15 protein-coding genes are annotated in these 19,405 nt (G+C 63.6%); 8 read left to right on the top strand and 7 right to left on the bottom strand.

From position 1 onward, the window contains the following. Positions 1–22 precede the first annotated feature (22 nt). Both OO306_RS20440 and mltF read right to left on the bottom strand, forming a co-directional pair. A complete protein-coding gene (locus OO306_RS20440) occupies positions 23–556 on the bottom strand; it encodes a hypothetical protein (protein WP_265969757.1) in 534 nt (177 codons plus the stop codon). A gap of 235 nt (positions 557–791) precedes the next feature. After that, a complete protein-coding gene (gene mltF / locus OO306_RS20435) occupies positions 792–2,249 on the bottom strand; it encodes a membrane-bound lytic murein transglycosylase MltF (RefSeq protein WP_027595687.1) in 1,458 nt (485 codons plus the stop codon). A gap of 510 nt (positions 2,250–2,759) precedes the next feature. On the opposite strand from mltF, the gene purL reads away from it, so the two are divergent. Further along, positions 2,760–6,659 (top strand): phosphoribosylformylglycinamidine synthase, encoded by a 3,900-nt coding sequence (gene purL / locus OO306_RS20430; RefSeq protein ID WP_265969756.1) that lies wholly within the window; start codon positions 2,760–2,762, stop codon positions 6,657–6,659. Positions 6,660–6,662: 3 nt separating this feature from the next. Further along, complete coding sequence (locus tag OO306_RS20425; protein ID WP_027595689.1) at positions 6,663–6,974, top strand: NGG1p interacting factor 3 protein, NIF3; 312 nt, start codon at positions 6,663–6,665, stop codon at positions 6,972–6,974. Positions 6,975–7,077: 103 nt separating this feature from the next. On the opposite strand, the gene tatC is transcribed toward OO306_RS20425, so the two are convergent. The 3 genes from tatC to tatA are packed head-to-tail and all read right to left on the bottom strand — an operon-like array spanning position 7,078 to position 8,359. Further along, a complete protein-coding gene (tatC, locus tag OO306_RS20420; RefSeq protein WP_027595690.1) occupies positions 7,078–7,839 on the bottom strand; it encodes a twin-arginine translocase subunit TatC in 762 nt (253 codons plus the stop codon). Then, positions 7,836–8,126, bottom strand: coding sequence for a Sec-independent protein translocase protein TatB (gene tatB / locus OO306_RS20415; RefSeq protein ID WP_186675777.1), 291 nt, complete (start codon positions 8,124–8,126; stop codon positions 7,836–7,838). The genes tatC and tatB overlap by 4 nt, the downstream gene beginning before the upstream one ends. Then, positions 8,126–8,359 carry a twin-arginine translocase TatA/TatE family subunit gene (gene tatA / locus OO306_RS20410; RefSeq protein WP_099428441.1) on the bottom strand — a complete coding sequence of 78 codons (234 nt, stop codon included), beginning with the start codon at positions 8,357–8,359 and terminating at the stop codon, positions 8,126–8,128. Before tatA ends, tatB begins: the two co-directional genes overlap by 1 nt. A 147-nt stretch (positions 8,360–8,506) precedes the next feature. On the opposite strand from tatA, the gene gspK reads away from it, so the two are divergent. Then, positions 8,507–9,472, top strand: coding sequence for a type II secretion system minor pseudopilin GspK (gene gspK, locus OO306_RS20405; protein ID WP_265969755.1), 966 nt, complete (start codon positions 8,507–8,509; stop codon positions 9,470–9,472). Between the two features lie 32 nt (positions 9,473–9,504). Here gspK and OO306_RS20400 read toward each other — a convergent pair whose 3' ends face one another. Both OO306_RS20400 and OO306_RS20395 read right to left on the bottom strand, forming a co-directional pair. Then, complete coding sequence (locus OO306_RS20400; protein ID WP_265969754.1) at positions 9,505–10,245, bottom strand: RHS repeat-associated core domain-containing protein; 741 nt, start codon at positions 10,243–10,245, stop codon at positions 9,505–9,507. 351 nt (positions 10,246–10,596) lie between these two features. Then, a complete protein-coding gene (locus tag OO306_RS20395) occupies positions 10,597–12,675 on the bottom strand; it encodes a PhoX family phosphatase (protein WP_265969753.1) in 2,079 nt (692 codons plus the stop codon). Positions 12,676–12,899: 224 nt separating this feature from the next. Here OO306_RS20395 and OO306_RS20390 point away from each other — a divergent pair, with 224 nt between their 5' ends. The 5 genes from OO306_RS20390 to gspF are packed head-to-tail and all read left to right on the top strand — an operon-like array spanning position 12,900 to position 19,395. Then, positions 12,900–14,540, top strand: coding sequence for a lipoprotein UxpA (locus OO306_RS20390; RefSeq protein ID WP_265969752.1), 1,641 nt, complete (start codon positions 12,900–12,902; stop codon positions 14,538–14,540). After that, positions 14,537–14,962, top strand: a complete 426-nt coding sequence (locus OO306_RS20385; RefSeq protein ID WP_186675786.1) for a pilus assembly protein PilZ — start codon at positions 14,537–14,539, stop codon at positions 14,960–14,962. Before OO306_RS20390 ends, OO306_RS20385 begins: the two co-directional genes overlap by 4 nt. A gap of 3 nt (positions 14,963–14,965) precedes the next feature. Further along, complete coding sequence (gene gspD / locus OO306_RS20380) at positions 14,966–16,741, top strand: type II secretion system secretin GspD (protein WP_265969751.1); 1,776 nt, start codon at positions 14,966–14,968, stop codon at positions 16,739–16,741. Beyond that, entirely contained in the window at positions 16,741–18,189 is a 1,449-nt protein-coding gene (locus OO306_RS20375; RefSeq protein WP_099453075.1) for a GspE/PulE family protein, read from the top strand. Before gspD ends, OO306_RS20375 begins: the two co-directional genes overlap by 1 nt. A 3-nt stretch (positions 18,190–18,192) precedes the next feature. Next, a complete protein-coding gene (gspF, locus tag OO306_RS20370; protein ID WP_027595699.1) occupies positions 18,193–19,395 on the top strand; it encodes a type II secretion system inner membrane protein GspF in 1,203 nt (400 codons plus the stop codon). The last annotated feature ends 10 nt before the right edge of the window (positions 19,396–19,405 follow it).

Below are 19,405 nucleotides of genomic sequence, written 5' to 3'. Positions count from 1 at the left end.
GTGGCTAACGATACATAGGTTGTTATAGGTTGTTGGAATCTACACAAGTTAGCTTTCCAGCGATGTTTCCGCTCCTGTAGGCGTTCTTCTGCATTTTTAATCCACTGACGATCAGTTCCCCGTTTTCAATATTTCTAAGTTCTGAGAGAGGGATCTTGCTTGTATTAACTGCATCGTCAGTTACCTCGAGTATGAAGCGCCAGTCATTTTCTGGGCAATAGCTGTAGTCAGATTCTTTTACAGGTCTGTCGCTCCCCAGTTTGATGGTGTTCCCCTTTGATGCATTGCTTACCTTAAAAAAATAAACCTGATCATTGCCGCAGTTGTAACTGCCCCTGTAGGCAGCGTTTCTTCGATATTCTATGTTCAAAGATGTGCAGGCACTGTCGGTTGCGTTCTTGTAAAGATGAAGTTTGCCTACGGGCACGGTTGGGTGGCTGGCGTGTGACTCCGCCCTTTTCACTTCTGCTGCCTTGTAATCATCTTTGAGGGGCGATTGTGCCTGTGCGAACGCAGTCAGGCTGAGCAGCCCAAGAATAATAAGGGGCCTGGTCATGCTTGTCTCCAACACCGTTGTTGTGGAGAAGCATCTATAGAAGGGTGTCTGCTAGGCGGCAACTGGCATATTTACCAGTTGCGTAATCGTTAGGTTTTTGCTGTCACATCAGGCGATGTATAACGCTCCAAGAGACTTGAAACGTAAATCGCTTCGGGTGTGGTGCTGTGAACTCACGGATGAAGCCGGGAAGGGACTGAATGCCGATCATTCCTGCGAACAGCCCCGTACAGATTTACATCGGCGGCGACTGCTCTGCCGGTTTGTCCTTATTTACCCCAGGCACATGCAAATTGCCCTCGGCCATCTGGCCTTCGAGCTGCGGCTGGGTCACCCAGGTCAGGATGTCGTAGTAACGGCGGATGTTAGCCACGAAGTGCACCGGCTCGCCGCCGCGGGCGTAGCCGTACTTGGTCTTGCTGTACCACTGCTTCTGCGCCAGGCGCGGCAGCATTTTCTTCACGTCCAGCCACTTGTTCGGGTTGAGCTTCTCGCGCTTGGCCAGGGTGCGGGCGTCTTCCAGGTGGCCGCTGCCGACGTTATAGGCCGCAAGGGCGAACCAGGTGCGGTCGGGTTCCTGGATGCTGTCGTCGAGTTGCTCTTTGATCAGCATGAAGTACTTGGCACCACCTTGGATGCTCTGTTTCGGGTCCAGGCGATTGGACACGCCCATGGCCTGCGCCGTGCGCTGGGTGAGCATCATCAGGCCGCGCACGCCCGTCTTGGAGGTGACTTCCGGCTGCCACATCGATTCCTGGTAGCCGATGGCCGCCAGCAGGCGCCAGTCCACCTGTTCGACCTTGGCGTAGCTCTTGAAGTGCTTCTCGTACTTGGGCAGGCGCTGCTGCAGGTGCTGGGCGAAGGTATAGGCGCCGACGTAGCCGAGTACGTCGACATGGCCGTAATAGCGGTCTTTCAGGCGCTGCAGGGTGCCGTTCTTCTGGGCCTTGTCGAGAAACTCGTTGACCTCGTTGAGCAGGCTGTTGTCCTCGCCGGCCGCCACCGCCCAGCGCTGGTCGCGGGTGTCGCCCAGGTCGAAGGCGACCCGAACGTTGGGGAAGTACACCTGGTTCATCGCCAGTTCGTTGGAGTCGACCAGGGTCAGGTCGATCTGGCCTTCATCGACCATGCGCAGCAAGTCGACCACCTCGACGGCGTCGGATTCTTCGTATTCCAGGCCCGGATACTGCTTTTTCAGCTCGGCCAGCTGGTCGGCATGGCTGCTGCCCTTGAGCACCATGATCTTCTTGCCGACCAAGCCCTTGGCTTCGGTCGGGCGCGAGCGGCCGTTGCGGTAGATGACTTGAGGGGTGACTTCCAGGTACGGGTGGGAGAATTTCGCCTGGGTCTTGCGCCGTTCGCTGCTTACCAGGCCGGCGGCTGCCAGCACCGGGCCGGAGGGCTTGCCCAGCTCGTCGAACAGTTGATCGAGGTTATCGGCGGTCTCGATCTCCAGCTTTACGCCGAGATCATCGGCGAAATGCTTGACCAATTCGTATTCGAAGCCGGTTTCGCCGTTACGGTCCTGGAAATACGTCGCCGGGCTGTTGCGGGTGATTACGCGCAGCACACCATCCTCCTTCACGCGCTCGAGGGTGCTGGGTTTTTCAACACAGGCACCGAGCATCAGAAAGAGTCCGGTTGCGATGAGCCATCTGGCGCAGCGCTGGCGCAAAGCAGTGTGGGCGAACATAGCTTGCAGTATACGCAAAGGACAGGCGGCGCCATATCTCGACAACAGATAGCTTGTCTGGTAGCGGGTTCTGTGTTCAGGGGGTTTGCCGTTAGGGGTGTTTGCCGTTAGAGGTGTGCCGCCTGGCAGATCGAGCGCCGCCCGCGCGGCGCTTCGCGGGGCAAGCCCGCTCCCACATTTGTTTCGGGCCAATCAATCCTGAACTATTAGCGCGCGGCCCCTTGTTTGTCCCTTTCAATATCGTGTCGTACACCAAGGGGTACGCGCGCCAATGGCACAGGCATGATTGGCCCGAAACAAATGTGGGAGCGGGCTTGCCCCGCGAAGCGCCGCGCGGGCGGCGCTCGATCTCACTGGCCATAAACCTCTTGAGGCGAGCACCCGAAATATTGACCCGCAAGTCCGGTTCCACCGCCCGACAGGCGCGGCGTAGAGCAGGTGCCGAAAGCCGCGGAATTAGGCTAGAATGCACGGCCTCTAAGCACACCCCTTCCTGAGGCTGTCCCGACGATGTTGATCCTGCGCGGCGCTCCTGCCCTTTCTGCCTTTCGCCACGGTAAATTACTCGAGCAACTGAGCCAGAAAGTCCCCGCTGTTACTGGTTTGTATGCCGAATTCGCCCACTTCGCCGATGTCGACGGCGAGCTGACCGCCGACCAGCAGCAGGTGCTGGGCCGTCTGCTCAAGTACGGCCCGAGCGTGCCGGTACAGGAGCCGACCGGCCGCCTGTTCCTGGTCGTGCCGCGCCTGGGCACCATCTCGCCCTGGGCCAGCAAGGCCAGCGACATCGCCCACAACTGCGGCCTACAGTCGATCCAGCGCCTTGAGCGCGGCATCGCCTACTACGTCGCCGGCAACCTGAGCGAAGCCGATGCACAGGCCGTCGCCGCCGAACTGCACGACCGCATGACCCAGCGCGTGCTGGCCCAGCTGGAGCAGGCATCCGACCTGTTCAGCCACGCCCAGCCCAAGCCGATGACCTCGGTCGACATCCTCGCCGGTGGCCGCGACGCCCTGGCCAAGGCCAACGTCGACCTGGGCCTGGCCCTGGCTGAAGACGAGATCGACTACCTGGTCGCCGCTTTCCAGAACCTTGCGCGCAACCCGAACGACATCGAACTGATGATGTTCGCCCAGGCCAACTCCGAGCACTGCCGCCACAAGATCTTCAACGCCAGTTGGGACATCGACGGCCAGGCTCAGGAAAAGAGCCTGTTCGGCATGATCAAGAACACCTACCAGATGCACAGCGAAGGCGTGCTGTCTGCGTACAAGGACAACGCCTCGGTGATCGTCGGCAACGTTGCCGGCCGTTTCTTCCCGAACCCTGATACCCGCCAGTACGGCGCGGTGCAGGAGCCGGTGCACATCCTGATGAAGGTCGAGACGCACAACCACCCGACCGCCATCGCGCCGTTCTCCGGTGCTTCCACCGGCTCCGGCGGCGAAATCCGCGACGAAGGCGCCACCGGCCGTGGCGCCAAGCCCAAGGCTGGCCTGACCGGCTTTACCGTGTCCAACCTGCGCATTCCAGGCTTCGAACAGCCATGGGAGCAGGCGTACGGCAAGCCTGAGCGCATCGTCGACGCCCTCGACATCATGGTCGAAGGCCCGCTGGGTGGCGCCGCATTCAACAACGAATTCGGTCGCCCGGCCCTGACCGGCTACTTCCGTACCTTCGAGCAGGCGATCAACACCCCGCACGGCGAAGAAGTGCGCGGCTACCACAAGCCGATCATGCTCGCCGGCGGCATGGGCAACATCCGTGAAGACCACGTGCAGAAGGGCGAGATCACCGTCGGCGCCAAGCTGATCGTGCTCGGCGGCCCGGCCATGCTGATCGGCCTGGGTGGCGGTGCGGCTTCGTCGGTCGCCACCGGTGCCAGCTCTGCCGACCTGGACTTCGCTTCGGTACAGCGCGAAAACCCGGAAATGGAGCGCCGTTGCCAAGAGGTCATCGACCGCTGCTGGCAGCTGGGCGACAAAAACCCGATCGCCTTCATCCACGACGTTGGCGCCGGCGGTATCTCCAACGCCTTCCCTGAGCTGGTCAACGACGGTGGCCGCGGTGGCCGCTTCGAACTGCGCAACGTGCCCAACGACGAGCCGGGCATGGCCCCGCACGAAATCTGGAGCAACGAATCGCAGGAACGTTACGTGCTGGCCGTCAGCGCTGTCGACTTCGACCGCTTCCAGGCCATCTGTGAACGTGAGCGCTGCCCGTTCGCCGTTGTGGGTGAGGCGACTGAAGAGCCGCACCTGACCGTGACCGACAGCCACTTCGCCAACACCCCGGTGGACATGCCGCTGGACGTGCTGCTGGGCAAGCCGCCGCGCATGCACCGTTCGGTCACCCGTGAAGCCGAACTTGGCGATGAGTTCGACCCAAGCACCCTGTCGCTGGCCGATTCGGTCGAGCGCGTGCTGCACCACCCTGCGGTGGCCAGCAAGAGCTTCCTGATCACCATCGGCGACCGCACCATCACTGGCCTGGTGGCCCGTGACCAAATGGTCGGCCCATGGCAGGTGCCGGTGGCCGACTGCGCCGTTACCGCCACCAGCTTCGACGTCTACACCGGTGAAGCCATGGCCATGGGTGAGCGCACCCCGCTGGCCCTGCTCGACGCCCCGGCGTCTGGCCGCATGGCCATCGGCGAAACCCTGACCAACCTCGCCGCCTCGCGGATCGAGAAGCTGTCCGACATCAAACTGTCGGCCAACTGGATGTCCGCCGCCGGCCACCCGGGTGAAGACGCGCGCCTGTACGACACCGTCAAGGCTGTCGGCATGGAGCTGTGCCCTGAGCTGGGTATCACCATTCCGGTCGGCAAAGACTCGATGTCGATGAAGACCAAGTGGAGCGAAGAGGGCGTCGAGAAGAGCGTGACCTCGCCGATGTCGCTGATCATCACCGGCTTCGCCCCGGTCACCGACATCCGCAAGACCCTGACCCCGCAACTGCGCATGGACAAGGGCGAAACCGACCTGATCCTGATCGACCTGGGCCGCGGCAAGAACCGCATGGGCGCCTCGATCCTGGCGCAGACCCACGGCAAGTTGGCCAATGCCGCACCGGACGTCGACGATGCCGAAGACCTCAAGGCCTTCTTCGCCGTGATCCAGGGCCTCAACGCCGACGGCCACCTGCTGGCCTACCACGACCGTTCCGATGGTGGCCTGATGACCACCGTGCTGGAAATGGCCTTCGCCGGCCACTGCGGCTTCGACCTAGAGCTGGACACCCTGACCAGCAAAGCGGAAAAAGTCGCCGCCATCCTCTTCAACGAAGAGCTGGGTGCGGTCATCCAGGTTCGCCAGGATGCCACCCCAGACGTACTGGCCCAGTTCAGCGCCGCTGGCTTGGGTGAAGACTGCGTCGCGGTGATCGGCCGGCCGACCAACAACAGCGAAGTGGTCGTGCGCCTGAACAGTGAAGAACTGTTCAAGGGCGACCGTCGCCTGCTGCAACGCCAGTGGGCCGAGACCAGCTACCAGGTTCAGCGCCTGCGTGACAACGCCGAATGCGCCGACCAGGAATTCGACGCGCTGCTCGAAGAAGACAACCCGGGCCTGTCGGTCAAGCTGGGCTACGACGTCAACGACGACATCGCTGCCCCGTACATCAAGAAAGGCGTGCGCCCGCAAGTGGCGATCTTGCGTGAGCAGGGCGTCAACGGCCAGGTCGAGATGGCTGCTGCCTTCGACCGCGCCGGCTTCGCCGCCATTGACGTGCACATGAGCGACATCCTCGCTGGCCGTGTCGACTTCGAAGCCTTCAAAGGCCTCGTTGCATGCGGCGGCTTCTCGTACGGTGACGTGCTGGGTGCCGGTGAGGGCTGGGCCAAGTCGGCGCTGTTCAACGCCCGTGCCCGCGATGCCTTCCAGGCCTTCTTCGAGCGCACCGACAGCTTCGCCCTGGGCGTGTGCAACGGTTGCCAGATGATGTCCAACCTGCACGAGCTGATCCCGGGCACCGAGTTCTGGCCGCACTTCGTGCGTAACCGTTCCGAGCAGTTCGAAGCCCGTGTGGCCATGGTCGAGGTGCAGAAGTCCAACTCGATCTTCCTGCAGGGCATGGCCGGTTCGCGCATGCCGATCGCCATCGCCCACGGCGAAGGCCATGCCGAGTTCGCCAACGAAGCGGCACTGCTGGAAGCCGACGTGTCCGGTTGCGTGGCCCTGCGCTACGTCGACAACCACGGCAAGGTCACCGAAACCTACCCGGCCAACCCGAACGGCTCGCCGCGTGGTATTACCGGCCTCACCAGCCGTGACGGCCGCGTGACCATCATGATGCCGCACCCGGAGCGTATGTTCCGCGCTGTGCAGAACTCCTGGCGCCCGGATGAGTGGCAGGAAGATGCTGCGCTGATGCGTATGTTCCGCAACGCGCGCGTCTGGGTGAACTAAGGCGTGTACAAGCTCGCCTTCTTCGTCCCGGCCAGCCATGTCGAGGTGGTCAAGGCTGCCGTATTCGCCGCCGGTGGCGGGCGAATCGGTGACTATGACCACTGCGCCTGGCAAACCCTGGGCCAGGGCCAGTTTCGCCCGTTGGACGGCAGCCAGCCGTTTCTCGGGCAAACCGGCCAGGTCGAGGTGGTCGAGGAATGGAAGGTAGAGCTGGTGGTGGCTGACGACCTGATCGCTCAGGTCGTTGCCGCGCTCAAGCAGAGCCACCCGTACGAGACGCCAGCCTATGAAGTCTGGCCACTGGCCGACTTCTAGAGCGCATCAAGGCTTTTCGCGGGCAAGCCCGCTCCCACAGGGATATCACCGGTACTGAAGCTTGTGATATCCCTGTGGGAGCGGGCTTGCCCGCGAAGAGGCCCTACAATCCCGCCACAACTTCATTGCCAGGCTCAGGCCGTTTCAACCCGCTACACGCCAACAACCCCACCTCGAACAGCACCCACATCGGCACCGCCAGCATCGTCTGCGAAAACACGTCCGGCGGCGTCAGAATCATCCCCACCACAAAGCACCCGACGATCACGTAGGGCCGGCTACGGCGCAGTGTCGCCACATCCGCCAACCCCACCCAGACCACGATGAACGTCGCCACCGGGATCTCGAACGCCAGCCCGAATGCCAGGAACAGCGCCATGATGAAGTCCAGGTACTGGCTGATGTCGGTCATCATCGCCACCCCATCGGGCGTGACGCTGGCGAAAAAGCCGAACATCATCGGGAACACCAGAAAGAACGCGAACGCCATGCCGGCATAGAACAGCAGAATGCTCGACACCAGCAGCGGCAGGGCAATGCGCCGTTCCCGGCGGTACAGCCCCGGCGCCAGAAACCCCCAGGCCTGGTGCAACAACAGCGGCATGGCGACGAACAGCGCGCACATCGCGGTCAGCTTGAAGGGGGTCAGAAACGGTGAGGTGACACTGGTCGCGATCATGCTGGCGCCCTCTGGCAGGAAGCGGCGCAGTGGCTCCGAGATCAGTGTGTAGAGGGTCTGGGCGAAGGGGAACAGGCCGGCGAACACCAACGCGACCAGCCCCAGGCAACGCACCAGGCGCTTGCGCAGTTCGCGCAGGTGCTCGGTCAGCGGCATGCCTGCCGCAGGGTCCATGGCAAGGCTCATGAGGCATTCTCCCTGGGTGCAGCGACGGTTGCCGGGTCATTGGCCGGTGGTGCGGCAAGGCTGATGCCCTGGCGCATTTCCTGTTCCAGGCGCTGCAGGGGCGCGCTGTCGAAGTTGGGCAACTCGATCTCGCGCTCCATCTGTGCGCGCAGGCCCTGCATGGCCCTGCGCGCCTGCCCCAGGCCGCGCCCAAGCGTGCGTGCCGCAACCGGCAGCCGCTCGGGGCCCAGCACCAGCAGTGCGACGATGCCGACCAGCAGCAATTCGCTGAAGCCTACCTCGAACATCAGGCCTGACGGTCCGCTTGCGGCTGGGGCGTTGCCTGGCCGGTCAACGGCGCCTGTTGCTGCACCTGTGCGGTGCCGGGCGGGGTGACGTCGTTGTCACCGCCCATGGACTTGCGAAACCCCTGGATCGCCTCGCCAACATCGCTGCCCAGGCCCTTGAGGCGCTTGGTGCCAAACAGCAGGAATACGATCATCAGTACGATCACCAGTTGCCAGATTCCAATGCCACCCATTGCGACTACTCCTGTAAGGCCATGAAAAGGAAGGGTAATCCTGCCTCGTGCAGATGACGTGAACATGACGGAACGCACCCTTGCCATCTACCTGCAACAACCGGCGTGTTGACTGGCGCTTTTACTGGCCATGAGAGGCGGGTGCAGATGGGTGGTAAACGACAGCACGGCGCGGCCCTGCTGATGGTGATGCTGGTGTTGGCGATGCTCGCCGCCGGTATGGCCTGGCTGGTGGAAGATGGCCGGCGCCAGGTTGATGAAGTGCGCTTGTTGCACCAGCGGGTGCAGGTCAGGGCCATGGAACAGGCCGGCTTGGCCTATGCTGAGCAGGCGCTGCGCGACCCGGCCTGGCGGCTGAGCCCGTTGTTCTGGCAGGCCTTGCGCGGGCAACCGCTGAACTACGATTTTGGCGCAGGCCAGGCGCAACTGCGGGTGCGCGACCAGCACACGTGCTTCAACGTCAACGCATTGCTCGGTGCCGACGGTGAGCGCGCCGAGCGCCAGTTGCGCCGCTTGCTGGGCGACGACATGGCGGCAGAACGCTTGGTCGATGCCTTGGCCGATTGGCTCGACAATGACAGCGATACGCGCCTGCAAGGGGCCGAAAGTGCCCAGTACCTGCGCCAGCAACCCGCGCGCCTGGCGGCCAACCAACCGATGCTCGACACCAGCGAGCTGAACCTGCTGCTGGAGCCAGATGCCACGCGCCAGGGTCGCTACCCGATGCTGTGCGCTTTGCCGCAGACGACCGGCTGGCGTTTGAACGCCAATGCCTTGGGCCTGGAGCATCTGCCCATGCTCGAAGCGTTGTACGAGGGGCGCTACCCACGCGCGCTGCTCAGCCGCATCATCAGTGGCCGGCCGGCGTCGGGGTATGTGGATGCCGCTGCGCTGCGCAAGGCGTTGGGGGCGGTGGATGACGAGACGTTCGAACGGTTGAGCGAAGGGTTGCTGCTCAACAGTGGGCATTTTCTGTTGCAGCTGTCGTTCGAGGAAGAGGGGCGGGTGATGCGCAGCGCGTTTCAGGTCGAGGCGCTAGGGGTGGTGCAGTGGCATGCGCGGGTGCCGGCGCAGCAGGTGCGGGTGCGTAGTCGGGAGCCGATGATTTGGTAAGCGGAACATCCTTGAGAAGACGGTTTAAAATCTTATAACTCACCTCTGGCAATCCTCATTGCAATCCTCGAAGCTCCCAGGGGGTCAGGCGTGCTGGCTAAGTCAATTGTCACCACAGAGCGTGGGCCCGCCCCTATAGCAAAAGTTTGACTTCCCGCAAAAGCATGGAGGCCGATACCAGCGAGCACTGTTAGGCTCGCAACAGTTACTGGGGGCCACTCGGCGATAACGTTAATGCCCCAATGATAAGTGGCGTGCACATTTATAATTTTGCGGTCAACAGTCTCTGTCATATGTCTGAAACCAGAGATGCGGTTTGCTAAGGTTTCATATAAGTTCGGGTGCACCCTATTTATTACCGTTTCAGAGATTGGAGGCGTGGGGCCGGCACCATCGATATCGTCTAGTAAAGGCCTTACAGTTGGTGATGCTCCAGACGCGGGGTAAATATTTTGCAGAAACCAGTTCCCTGCACGACGCATCAAGTGCCAGAATCGTCCGTTGGGATCCAGCCTATTGACAGGGTCATTTTGGCAGTATGCATAGCTATTAACGCCGCCTTTACCGAAAGGTGATAACGAGTCAGATTGGCCGAACCGCATCACCCTTGGATTGAACCAACGATGACCATGGCCCAGTGGGTAACATCCCGAGATTGCATTAAATCGTTGCCCGGTAAAGCCTAGTGGTGTGTTGAAACTGGCTAGGGCAGGAAAACCGTAAACAGTGAAGCGCTGTTGATGAGGCCCGTCGGTGGTCCCCAGCACAGTCATGAGTTGATCAACCCTGTAAAGCGAGGTGCTAGCGCCTGGCGTGCACTGCGCCACGACGCCTGCCTCACTGGCAAAGTAGCGCGTTGTGCAGGGGCCTGTCTCGGTCGAGAGTGCGCCGTTCTGATAAAACAGTTTATGAGTACGTGACAGAGGGCCATGAGACTGCATGATGAACCTGCCATGAAGTATGGGATGTCCGAAGATTCGGGCATTTCCCTCTCTCGGTCTACTGACAGAATTACCAGGTATTGGGGTCCAGACGCTTTTTGGTCTACGCAGGTAACTCGAAACGGAATAAGCATGCACCGAGTTACCTGCCTGGCTCAACTGAGTCTACGAAAAGCCTTTCGATCAGACCGTCCCGATCTCCCCGCCATCATCACGCTGAATCACCACCGTCGAAGCCCGCGGCCTTACCGTAGCCCCAGCCGGGGTCGCATCGGTCGCCTTATCGGTATACGGCCAATTCTCCGGGTGCTGGATGTTGACGAACATCGACTTGTTGTCCGGGCTGAAGGCAATCCCCGTCACTTCGCAACCGTTCGGCCCGACAAAGAAGCGCCGCAAGTCCACCTGGTTCTGCGCGTTGACCGGCACTTGCTTGCCCGTGGCATCTACCAGGTCAGTGGGGATTACCGCCAGCAACTGGTCATTGGTGTAGTCGGTCAGCGTGGTTTCACCGTTGTCGGTCTCGAACCACAACACGCCACGGCTATCGAAGCTCATGCCGTCAGGGCTGGCGAACTGGTTCAGTTCGGTCAGGCCAGAGCGGTTGATGTCGGCGGTACCGGCGGCATTGGCGCCAAACACGAAGATGTCCCAGGTGAAGCTCAACTGGTCGTCGCTGTCGTGCCAGCGAATGATGTGGCCGTGGCGGTTCGGGCCACGCGGGTTGGCCGCGTCGACTTTCTCTGGCGTACGCGCGCTGTTGTTGGTCAGGGTCAGGTAGACATCGCCATTGAGCGGGTTGACCGTGGTCCATTCTGGGCGGTCCATCGGGGTCGCGCCCACGGCATCGCCAGCACCCCGGGTGTTGAGGATGATGCCCGGCAGGTCACCGTACAGCGCGCCAAGGGTGCTGCCGGCGGTGGTGGGGGTGGCGACGTCGAGCAACAGCCACACGCCGGTGCCGTCGGCATTGAAGCGGGCCACATAGAGCTTGCCTTGGTCCATGTACTTGGCACCGGTGGCCAGGCGGTCGGCCGGGCTGGCGTCAGCGGCGTCCCACACGGCCGTGGAGACGAACTTGTACAGGTACTCGTTGTTCGAGTCGTCGCCCATGTACCAGACCAGCGGCCTGCCGGCCACCGGCAGGCCTGGGCAGCACCCTTCGTGGCGGAAGCGGCCCAGCGCGGTGCGCTTGGTGGCCAGGGTGGCGTTGTTGTACGGGTCGATCTCGACGATGTAGCCATAGGTGCTGGCTTCGTTGCGGTAGTCGTCGGTGGCGCTCGCGCCTTTGACCGTTACGTCGAAACGGGCGAATTCGTCATTCACCTCGGTGCTGTCACCGGCGGCGCTTTCCCATTTGTACTGGCCGCTGGAGGTGCCTACGCCGATACGGCGCTGGTCTTCAGGGCGGGTGCCTTTGTTGACGAAGATGCCCGGCCAGTTCTCTTCGCAGGTCAGGTAGGTGCCCCACGGGGTGTAGCCGTTGCCGCAGTTGTTGTTGGTGCCGCGGCAGTGGGTGCCGCCGGTGGAGTACTTGGTCTTGACGTGGTCGGTGCCGCGCAGCGGGCCGGTGATCTCCATGCGCGAGGCGGTGGTGAAGCGGCGGTTCAGCGGGTCGTTGTCGACCACCTGCCAGCGCCCGCTGACTTTCTGCAGGCGTACCACGCCGGCGCCGTGGGCGTTGATCTCTTTGCGGATTTCTTCGGCCGGGCGCTTGCCGTTGACGTCAGTGGTCGGGCCGGCGGGGTGCAGGGCTGCCGCGTCGATGTATTCGAAGTTGATGGCCAGCAAGCCGTCTTCGGAGCTGCCATTGATCGGGAAGAAGTGCATGCCGTCATGGTGCATGCCCATGGCATTGGCCTGGTCGGTCGAGGTGTTGCTGCCATCGGACTTCCACGGGTTGCCATTGCTGTTCAGCGGTGTGCCCCACGGCGCCAGCACATAGGCGCTGTAGCCTGCCGCGACGACACAGGCATCGGTGCGCGAGCCTGGGATGGACTGGAAGCCCAGTGCCAGTTTCGGGACTTCCGGTTCGGTTACCGGTGGCTCGGTCACCGGTGGTTCGGTGACAGGATCATCGTGATCGGAACCGCCATCACCGTCGAAGCAGCCTGTCAGGCCGGTCCCGGCGATCATGGCGATGGCGGCGCCCAGGCTGCCGCGCATGATGCTGCGGCGGCTCAGGTAGGCGTCCATGACGCTGGCCATCGGCAGATTGCCGCTGTGGTTCCGGTCCAGGTTGTCGCCGGTATCTCGACTCATCAGGGTGTCCTTATGTTGGCTGAGTTAGAGGAAACCGCGACTTTAGAGCGCAAGTATGATGATTCCTTGGCAGAAATATGAACGCGCGCTTAAAACTACTCGTTCTTACGTTTGGCCCTGACAGATCAATTCGGAATTGCTGTCTGATTTCTGCCATCAAACTGTCATGCGAACGCCGCAACATCCGGAGCCCAACGTGAACTTGGTTAAGGATGGCGGGCTCGATGGTAAGCAGTGTGAACAGGCGCGAAGTGATCAGCTGGATGGGCGTCGGTGCCTTGGCACCCTTGCTCGGCGCCTGTTCCGCCTTGCCAGGCCAACGTGGTGGCAATGCCAACCTGGATTTGCTGTATGTCGCCGACACCCTCGATGCCCGCCAGCCCGGGTTGGCCGTTGTCCCGGCAACGCGCCTGGGGCCGGTCAGCCACCTGGGGCGTGCGCCGTGGATGACCGGTGCCAGTGCCAGCATCGCCTTCCCGCACTTGGCCCCCTTGCTGGATGCCAGCCAGGCCGCGCACGCCAACCTCGGTGGTTACGCCGTGCTGGCCGCATTGCTGGAGCAGTTGCGTGGCGAGGCCGGGGCCGGCAACAGCCTGACCCTGGAAAACGGCCAAGGCTGGAACGGCAGCGGCCTGGCCTACCTGACCCAGGGTGAAAGCGGCGTGCAGGGCAGCCAATTGCTGGGCAGCGACGCTCGCGTCAGCAGTGACGAGCGTGTGCTCTGGCCGCAGCGCAGCACGGCGCTGTACCGCCAGGCCGCTGCCATTACGTTGGGCGCGGGGCTGGCCGACGAACAACGCGAAACCCTGGGGCTTGAAGCACTGCAGCTGTTTGAGCGCGGCGGTGCGCGCATTGCCGTGGTCGGCGTGACCGACCCTTACGCCCAGGACCAGAAAGCCTCCCTCAAACAGTGGTACCAGTCTTTGCTGCCGGTGTTCGAGCAGGCCCGGCGCGAAGCCGACCTGGTCGTGGCCATGGCCGATGTCGGCACCGGGCCTGGGCTGTGGCTGGCTGAACGGCTGCCGGCAATCGACGTGTTGCTCTGTGCGCGTGGCCAGGACCTGTGGCCGACGCCCGTGCAGGCCACCCAGGCCAACGGCCGCCGCGTACCGGTGCTGTTTGCCGGGTGCCGGGGCAGCGGGGCGTTTCGCCTGCGTTGCCAACAGGTGGCCGGGCAATGGCAGTTCGAGGGGCGTTTCTTCCCAGCGTTCGAACAGCAGCTTTCCCCGGCTGCGCAGGTACGCGCCGGGCAATTTCAGGCACAACTGAACCAACAGCGCGCCGGCCACGCGGCGTGGCTCGATCAACCGCTGGCCAAGGCACCCCAGGCCTTGTGGCGGCGTGACACCCGCGGCGGCAGCTGGGACCGCCTGCTGCACCAGGCCCTGGCCGATGACAACAATTTGCCTGTGCTGCTGCCGGGCCTGCGTTATGACTGCCCATTGGCCTCAGGTGCAGCGATCACCCGCGAGCACCTGATCAGCCTGACCGGCGGCTACCCGGCCCCGGTGGTCGAGGCCCCGGCCAGGCAGGTGGAGCAAGTGCTGGAAAATGCCGCGGAACAGTTGTTCGGCGACCCGCTGCTGCTGGACAACAGCCAAGACCTGCCGCGCTGGCAAGGCCAGGCCTGGGGTGTCAGCTACAGCCCGCAAGGCAAGCGCATCACCGGCCTGGAACCGGTCCAGGGGCTGTGCCGCACCTTTGGGCTGCAGTTCGCGTCGCAGGCCGGCGAGCCACTTTGGCAGCGGGTAGAAGCCTGGCTGACGCGGCAAGGCGCCGACTGGCAACTGGCGCCGCTGCAGGTGCCCGAGGTGCGCTATGTGCAGGGGCACCCGGGCTGGCATCCACGGCAGTTGGCTTCGTGAGCCTTGGCGCGCGGCTGCTCACCGGTGGCTGCCTGACGTTGGCCGGTTGGCTGGCGGCGCAGTGCGTGCTGCAACTGGGCCGCCAGCCACAACCGGCCAGCCCCGCCCAGGCAGCTGCAGCCCAGTTGCCTGGGTTGATGGTCGGCCATTGGCAGGCGCCGGTCGATGACGGCGCGATCGTCATCACCCGTTTGCCACTGCACTACCTGGGTGGCCTCAAGGCCCAGCCGTTGTCGGCCAGCGTGGTGGTGCTGCGCTACGGCCAGCAGGTGCGCACACTGGCCCGCGGCCAGCGCCTGGCGCCAGGGATCGTGCTGCAGGACATCGACACCGATGGCCTGATTTTCAACAACCAGGGGCGGCGCGAACGCCTGCCCTGGCCGCCACGCCCCGCCGTGACCGGCTTCAAGCGGCAAGGATGAACGATGCCTGTTAAATACTGCGTGGCGGCTGCGCTGAGCCTGGCCCTGGCCGTGGCCTTACCCCAGGTCAGTGCCGAGGAGCCGGTGTTCGATGACAACGGCACGCCGATGTACGAAGTGAACTTCGTCGACACCGAACTGGGCGAGTTCATCGACAGCGTGTCGCGCATCACCGGCACCACGTTCATCGTCGACCCCCGGGTAAAGGGCAAGGTCACCGTGCGCACCGTTGACCTGCACGACGCCGATGCCATCTATGACATCTTCCTGGCGCAGCTGCGCGCCCAGGGTTACGCCACCGTCGACCTGCCCAATGGCAGCGTGAAGATCGTCCCCGACCAGGCGGCGCGCCTGGAGCCGGTGCCGGTGGAGCCTGCCGGGCAGCAGGGCGCGGGCAGCGACAGCGTGGCCACGCGGGTATTCGATTTACGCAACGCTGCCACCGAGCAAGTGGTTGGCATCCTCAAACCCCTGGTCGACCCACGGGTAGGGGTGATCACCCCTTACCCGGCCGCGCACCAGTTGGTGGTTACCGACTGGCGCAGCAACCTCGAACGCATCGCCAGCCTGCTGCGCCAGCTCGACCGCCCCAGCGAAGCAGTGGGCAGCGCCAGCACCCAAGTCATGTACCTGCGCCACGCCAATGCCAGTGAAGTGGTGAAGGTATTGCGCGGGCTCAGCCAGGAAGGCATGGCACCGGCGCAAAGCACAGGCGAAGGGGAGAGCAAAGAGCCGCCGGTGACGGCCGCTGCCAGTAGCTCGGGCATCCGCCTGGAGTACGAAGAGGGCACCAATGCCGTGGTCATGGTCGGCCCCGACAGCGAACTGGCCGCCTACCGCGCCATCGTCGAGCAACTGGATATCCGCCGCGCCCAGGTGGTGGTCGAGGCCATCATCGCCGAGGTGTCCGACAGCAGTGCGCAAGAGCTGGGCGTGCAGTGGTTGTTCGCTGACGAGAAGTTCGGTGCCGGTATCGTCAACTTCGGCAGCAACGGGGTGAACATCGCCAACATTGCGGGGGCTGCGGCCAGCGAAGACAGTGAGGCACTGGGCAAACTGCTGTCGGCCACCACCGGTGCCACGGCGGGCATCGGCCATTTTGGGGGCGGTTTCAACTTCGCCATGCTGGTCAATGCGCTCAAGGGCAAGAGCGGTTTCAACCTGCTCTCCACCCCGACCCTGCTGACCCTGGACAATGCCGAGGCGTCGATCCTGGTCGGCCAGGAAGTGCCCTTCGTCACCGGCTCCGTGACACAAAACAACGCCAACCCCTACCAAACCATCGAGCGCAAGGAAGTCGGGGTCAAGCTGCGGATCAAGCCGCAGATCAACGTCGACAACAGCGTGCGGCTGGACATCGTTCAGGAGGTCTCGTCGATTGCCGATTCCAGCGCCGCCAGCGATGTGATCACCAACAAGCGCGAGATCAAGACCAAGGTCATGGTCGAAGACAACGGCCTGGTGATTCTGGGCGGGCTGATCAGCGACGAGTTGAGCACCAGCAACCAGCGGGTGCCGCTGCTCGGGGACATTCCTTACCTGGGTCGGCTGTTCCGCTCCGACGCCAGCAAGAACACCAAGCAGAACCTGATGGTCTTCATCCGCCCGCGCATCCTGCGCGACGGGCCGAGCCTGGCTGGGCTTAGCGAGAACAAGTACCGCACCTTGCAGCAGACCACCCCGCTTCAGCTGCCAAACCTTGCGGGCGCAGAAGGTGGTACGCCACTGCTGCAGGTGTTCCCCGCCAGCCGAGCGCGCCTGGAAGGGGGCGACTGGTGATGCTGCCCTATCGCCTGGCACGGCAGACCGGCCTGGCCATGACCCCGACCGACAGCGGCTGGCAATTGTGGCTGCGCCGCGACGCCGACAGTGACCAGTTGCAGGAGCTGCTGCGTGTGCATGGCCAGCCCAGCGCGCTGGCCTACCTGGAGCCTGCGGCGTTCGACGAGCAATTGGGCCAGCTTTATCAGGGCGGCGATGCGGCCACCGAAGCGCTGATCGAAGGGATTGGCGACCAGGTAGACCTGGACAGCCTGATGAGCGAGATGCCGCGCATCGAAGACTTGCTCGAAAGCGATGACGAGGCGCCTGTCATCCGCCTGATCAATGGCCTGTTCGGCCAGGCCTTGCGCCTGCGTGCTTCGGACATTCATATCGAGACCTTCGAGCAGAGCCTGGTGGTGCGCCTGCGGGTCGACGGCCACCTGCGCGAGGTGCTGCGCCCGCCGCGGGCGCTGTCGGCGATGCTGGTGTCGCGGATCAAAGTCATGGCGCGGCTGGACATCGCCGAGAAACGCCAGCCCCAGGACGGCCGCATCACTTTGCGTGCGGCGGGGCGTGAGGTCGATGTGCGGGTGTCGACCTTGCCCGGCATCCATGGCGAGCGCGTGGTGATGCGTGTGCTCGACAAGCAGGCCAGCCTGCTGGCGCTGGACAACCTGGGCATGCCAGCAGCGGTGCTCGATGGCCTGCGCAGCTGCCTGGCGCGGCCCAATGGCATCGTGCTGTCCACCGGCCCAACCGGCTCGGGCAAGACCACTACGCTGTACGCCAGCCTCAACAGCCTCAACGATGGCAGCCGCAACATCCTCACCGTCGAAGACCCGGTGGAGTACGCCATCGCCGGTATCGGCCAGACCGCGATCAACCCGCGCGCCGGGCTGACATTCGCCACGGGCCTGCGGGCCATCCTGCGCCAGGACCCGGATGTGATCATGCTGGGTGAGATCCGCGACCAGGAAACCGCGCAGATTGCCGTGCAGGCCAGCCTCACCGGCCACTTGGTGCTGTCGACCCTGCACACCAACAGTGCGGTGGGCGCGGTGACCCGTTTGCGTGACATGGGCATCGAACCGTTCCTGATCGCCTCGTGCCTGCGCGGTGTGTTGGCACAGCGCCTGGTGCGGCGGCTGTGCCAGTGCGCGGTGGCGCAGCCGCTGCAAGCGGCCGAGCGTGACCTGTGGCCTGAACTGTGTGCATTGGGCAGCAGTTACCACGCAGTGGGGTGTGAGCTGTGCCAGGGCAGCGGTTATGTCGGGCGCCTGGGCCTGTACGAATTCATCGAACTGGACGCCGGCCTGATCGCGCTGCTGTACGACGGCGCCAGTGAGCAAGCCATGCAGGACTACTTGGCCGATCGTCGGCGCAGCCTGGTGGCCATGGCCAGTGATTGCCTGGCGCGGGGCGAAACCAGCCTGGCCGAAGTGCTGCGCGCGGTGCAGGGCTGAGCCATGCCGACTTATCGCTATCAAGCCGTCGACCTGGCCGGCAAAGCCCACAAGGCCAGCCTGCAGGCTGACAGCGAGCGCCATGCACGGCAACTGTTGCGTGAGCAGGGCTTGTTCGCCCGCCAATTGCAACGCCATGAGGCAGGTACCCGGCAACCCCGCCGCCAGCGCTTGAGCCGTGCACAGTTGTGCGAATTGACCCGCCAGTTAGCGACGTTGACTGGCGCGGGCATACCCTTGGTCGATGCCTTGGCCACACTCGAACGGCAATTACGCCAGCCGGCCTTGCACAGCGTGTTGGTCGCCTTGCGCGGCTCGCTCGCCGAGGGCCTGGGGCTGGCGCGTAGCCTGGCCCGCCAGGGGGCGCCGTTCAGTGGCCTGTACTGTGCGCTGGTCGAGGCCGGTGAGCGCTCCGGGCGGCTGGCCCAGGTGCTCACGCGCCTGGCCGATCACCTGGAGCAGGTGCAACGGCAACAGCACAAAGCGCGTACTGCCTTGATCTACCCCTGTGTGCTGATGGGCGTGTCGCTGGCGGTGGTGGTCGGCCTGATGACCTTCGTGGTGCCCAAGCTCACCGAACAGTTCGCCCACGCCGGGCAGAGCCTGCCGTTGATTACCGCCGTGCTGATCGGCCTGAGCCAAGGGCTGGTGCACGCCGGGCCGTGGCTGCTGGGGCTGGCGCTGGCAGGGGCGCTGCTCGCCAGCTGGCTGCTGCGCAAGCCGCATTGGTGCCTGCGCCGGGACGCGTGGCTGTTGCGCCTGCCACGTATCGGCAGCCTGCTGCAGGTGCTGGAAAGCGCACGCCTGGCGCGCAGCCTGGCGATTCTCAGCGGCAGTGGCGTAGCCCTGCTCGAAGCGTTGCAGGTGGCCACCGAGACGGTCGCCAACCGGCGCATTCGCCAGGCCATGGAACAGGTGCGCCAGCAGGTGCAGGGCGGCACCAGCCTGCACCGTGCGCTGGATGCCTGCCAACAGTTTCCGCCGTTGCTGGTGAACATGGTCGGCAGCGGCGAGGCCAGCGGCACGTTGGCTGACATGCTCGAACGCGTCGCCGACGACCAGGAACGCGGCTTCGCCCGCCAGGTGGACACCGCCATGGCGCTTTTCGAACCCCTGATGATCCTGGTGATGGGCGCCGTGGTGCTGTTCATCGTGCTGGCGGTGCTGCTGCCGATCATGCAACTCAACCAGGGCCTGCAACTGTGAACACAAGGAG

The organism is Pseudomonas sp. DCB_AW (genome assembly GCF_026240895.1).
Taxonomy (GTDB): domain Bacteria; phylum Pseudomonadota; class Gammaproteobacteria; order Pseudomonadales; family Pseudomonadaceae; genus Aquipseudomonas; species Aquipseudomonas kermanshahensis.
The sequence above is the reverse complement of the archived record's forward strand: the minus strand, read 5'-3'. Positions and strand labels throughout refer to the sequence as shown.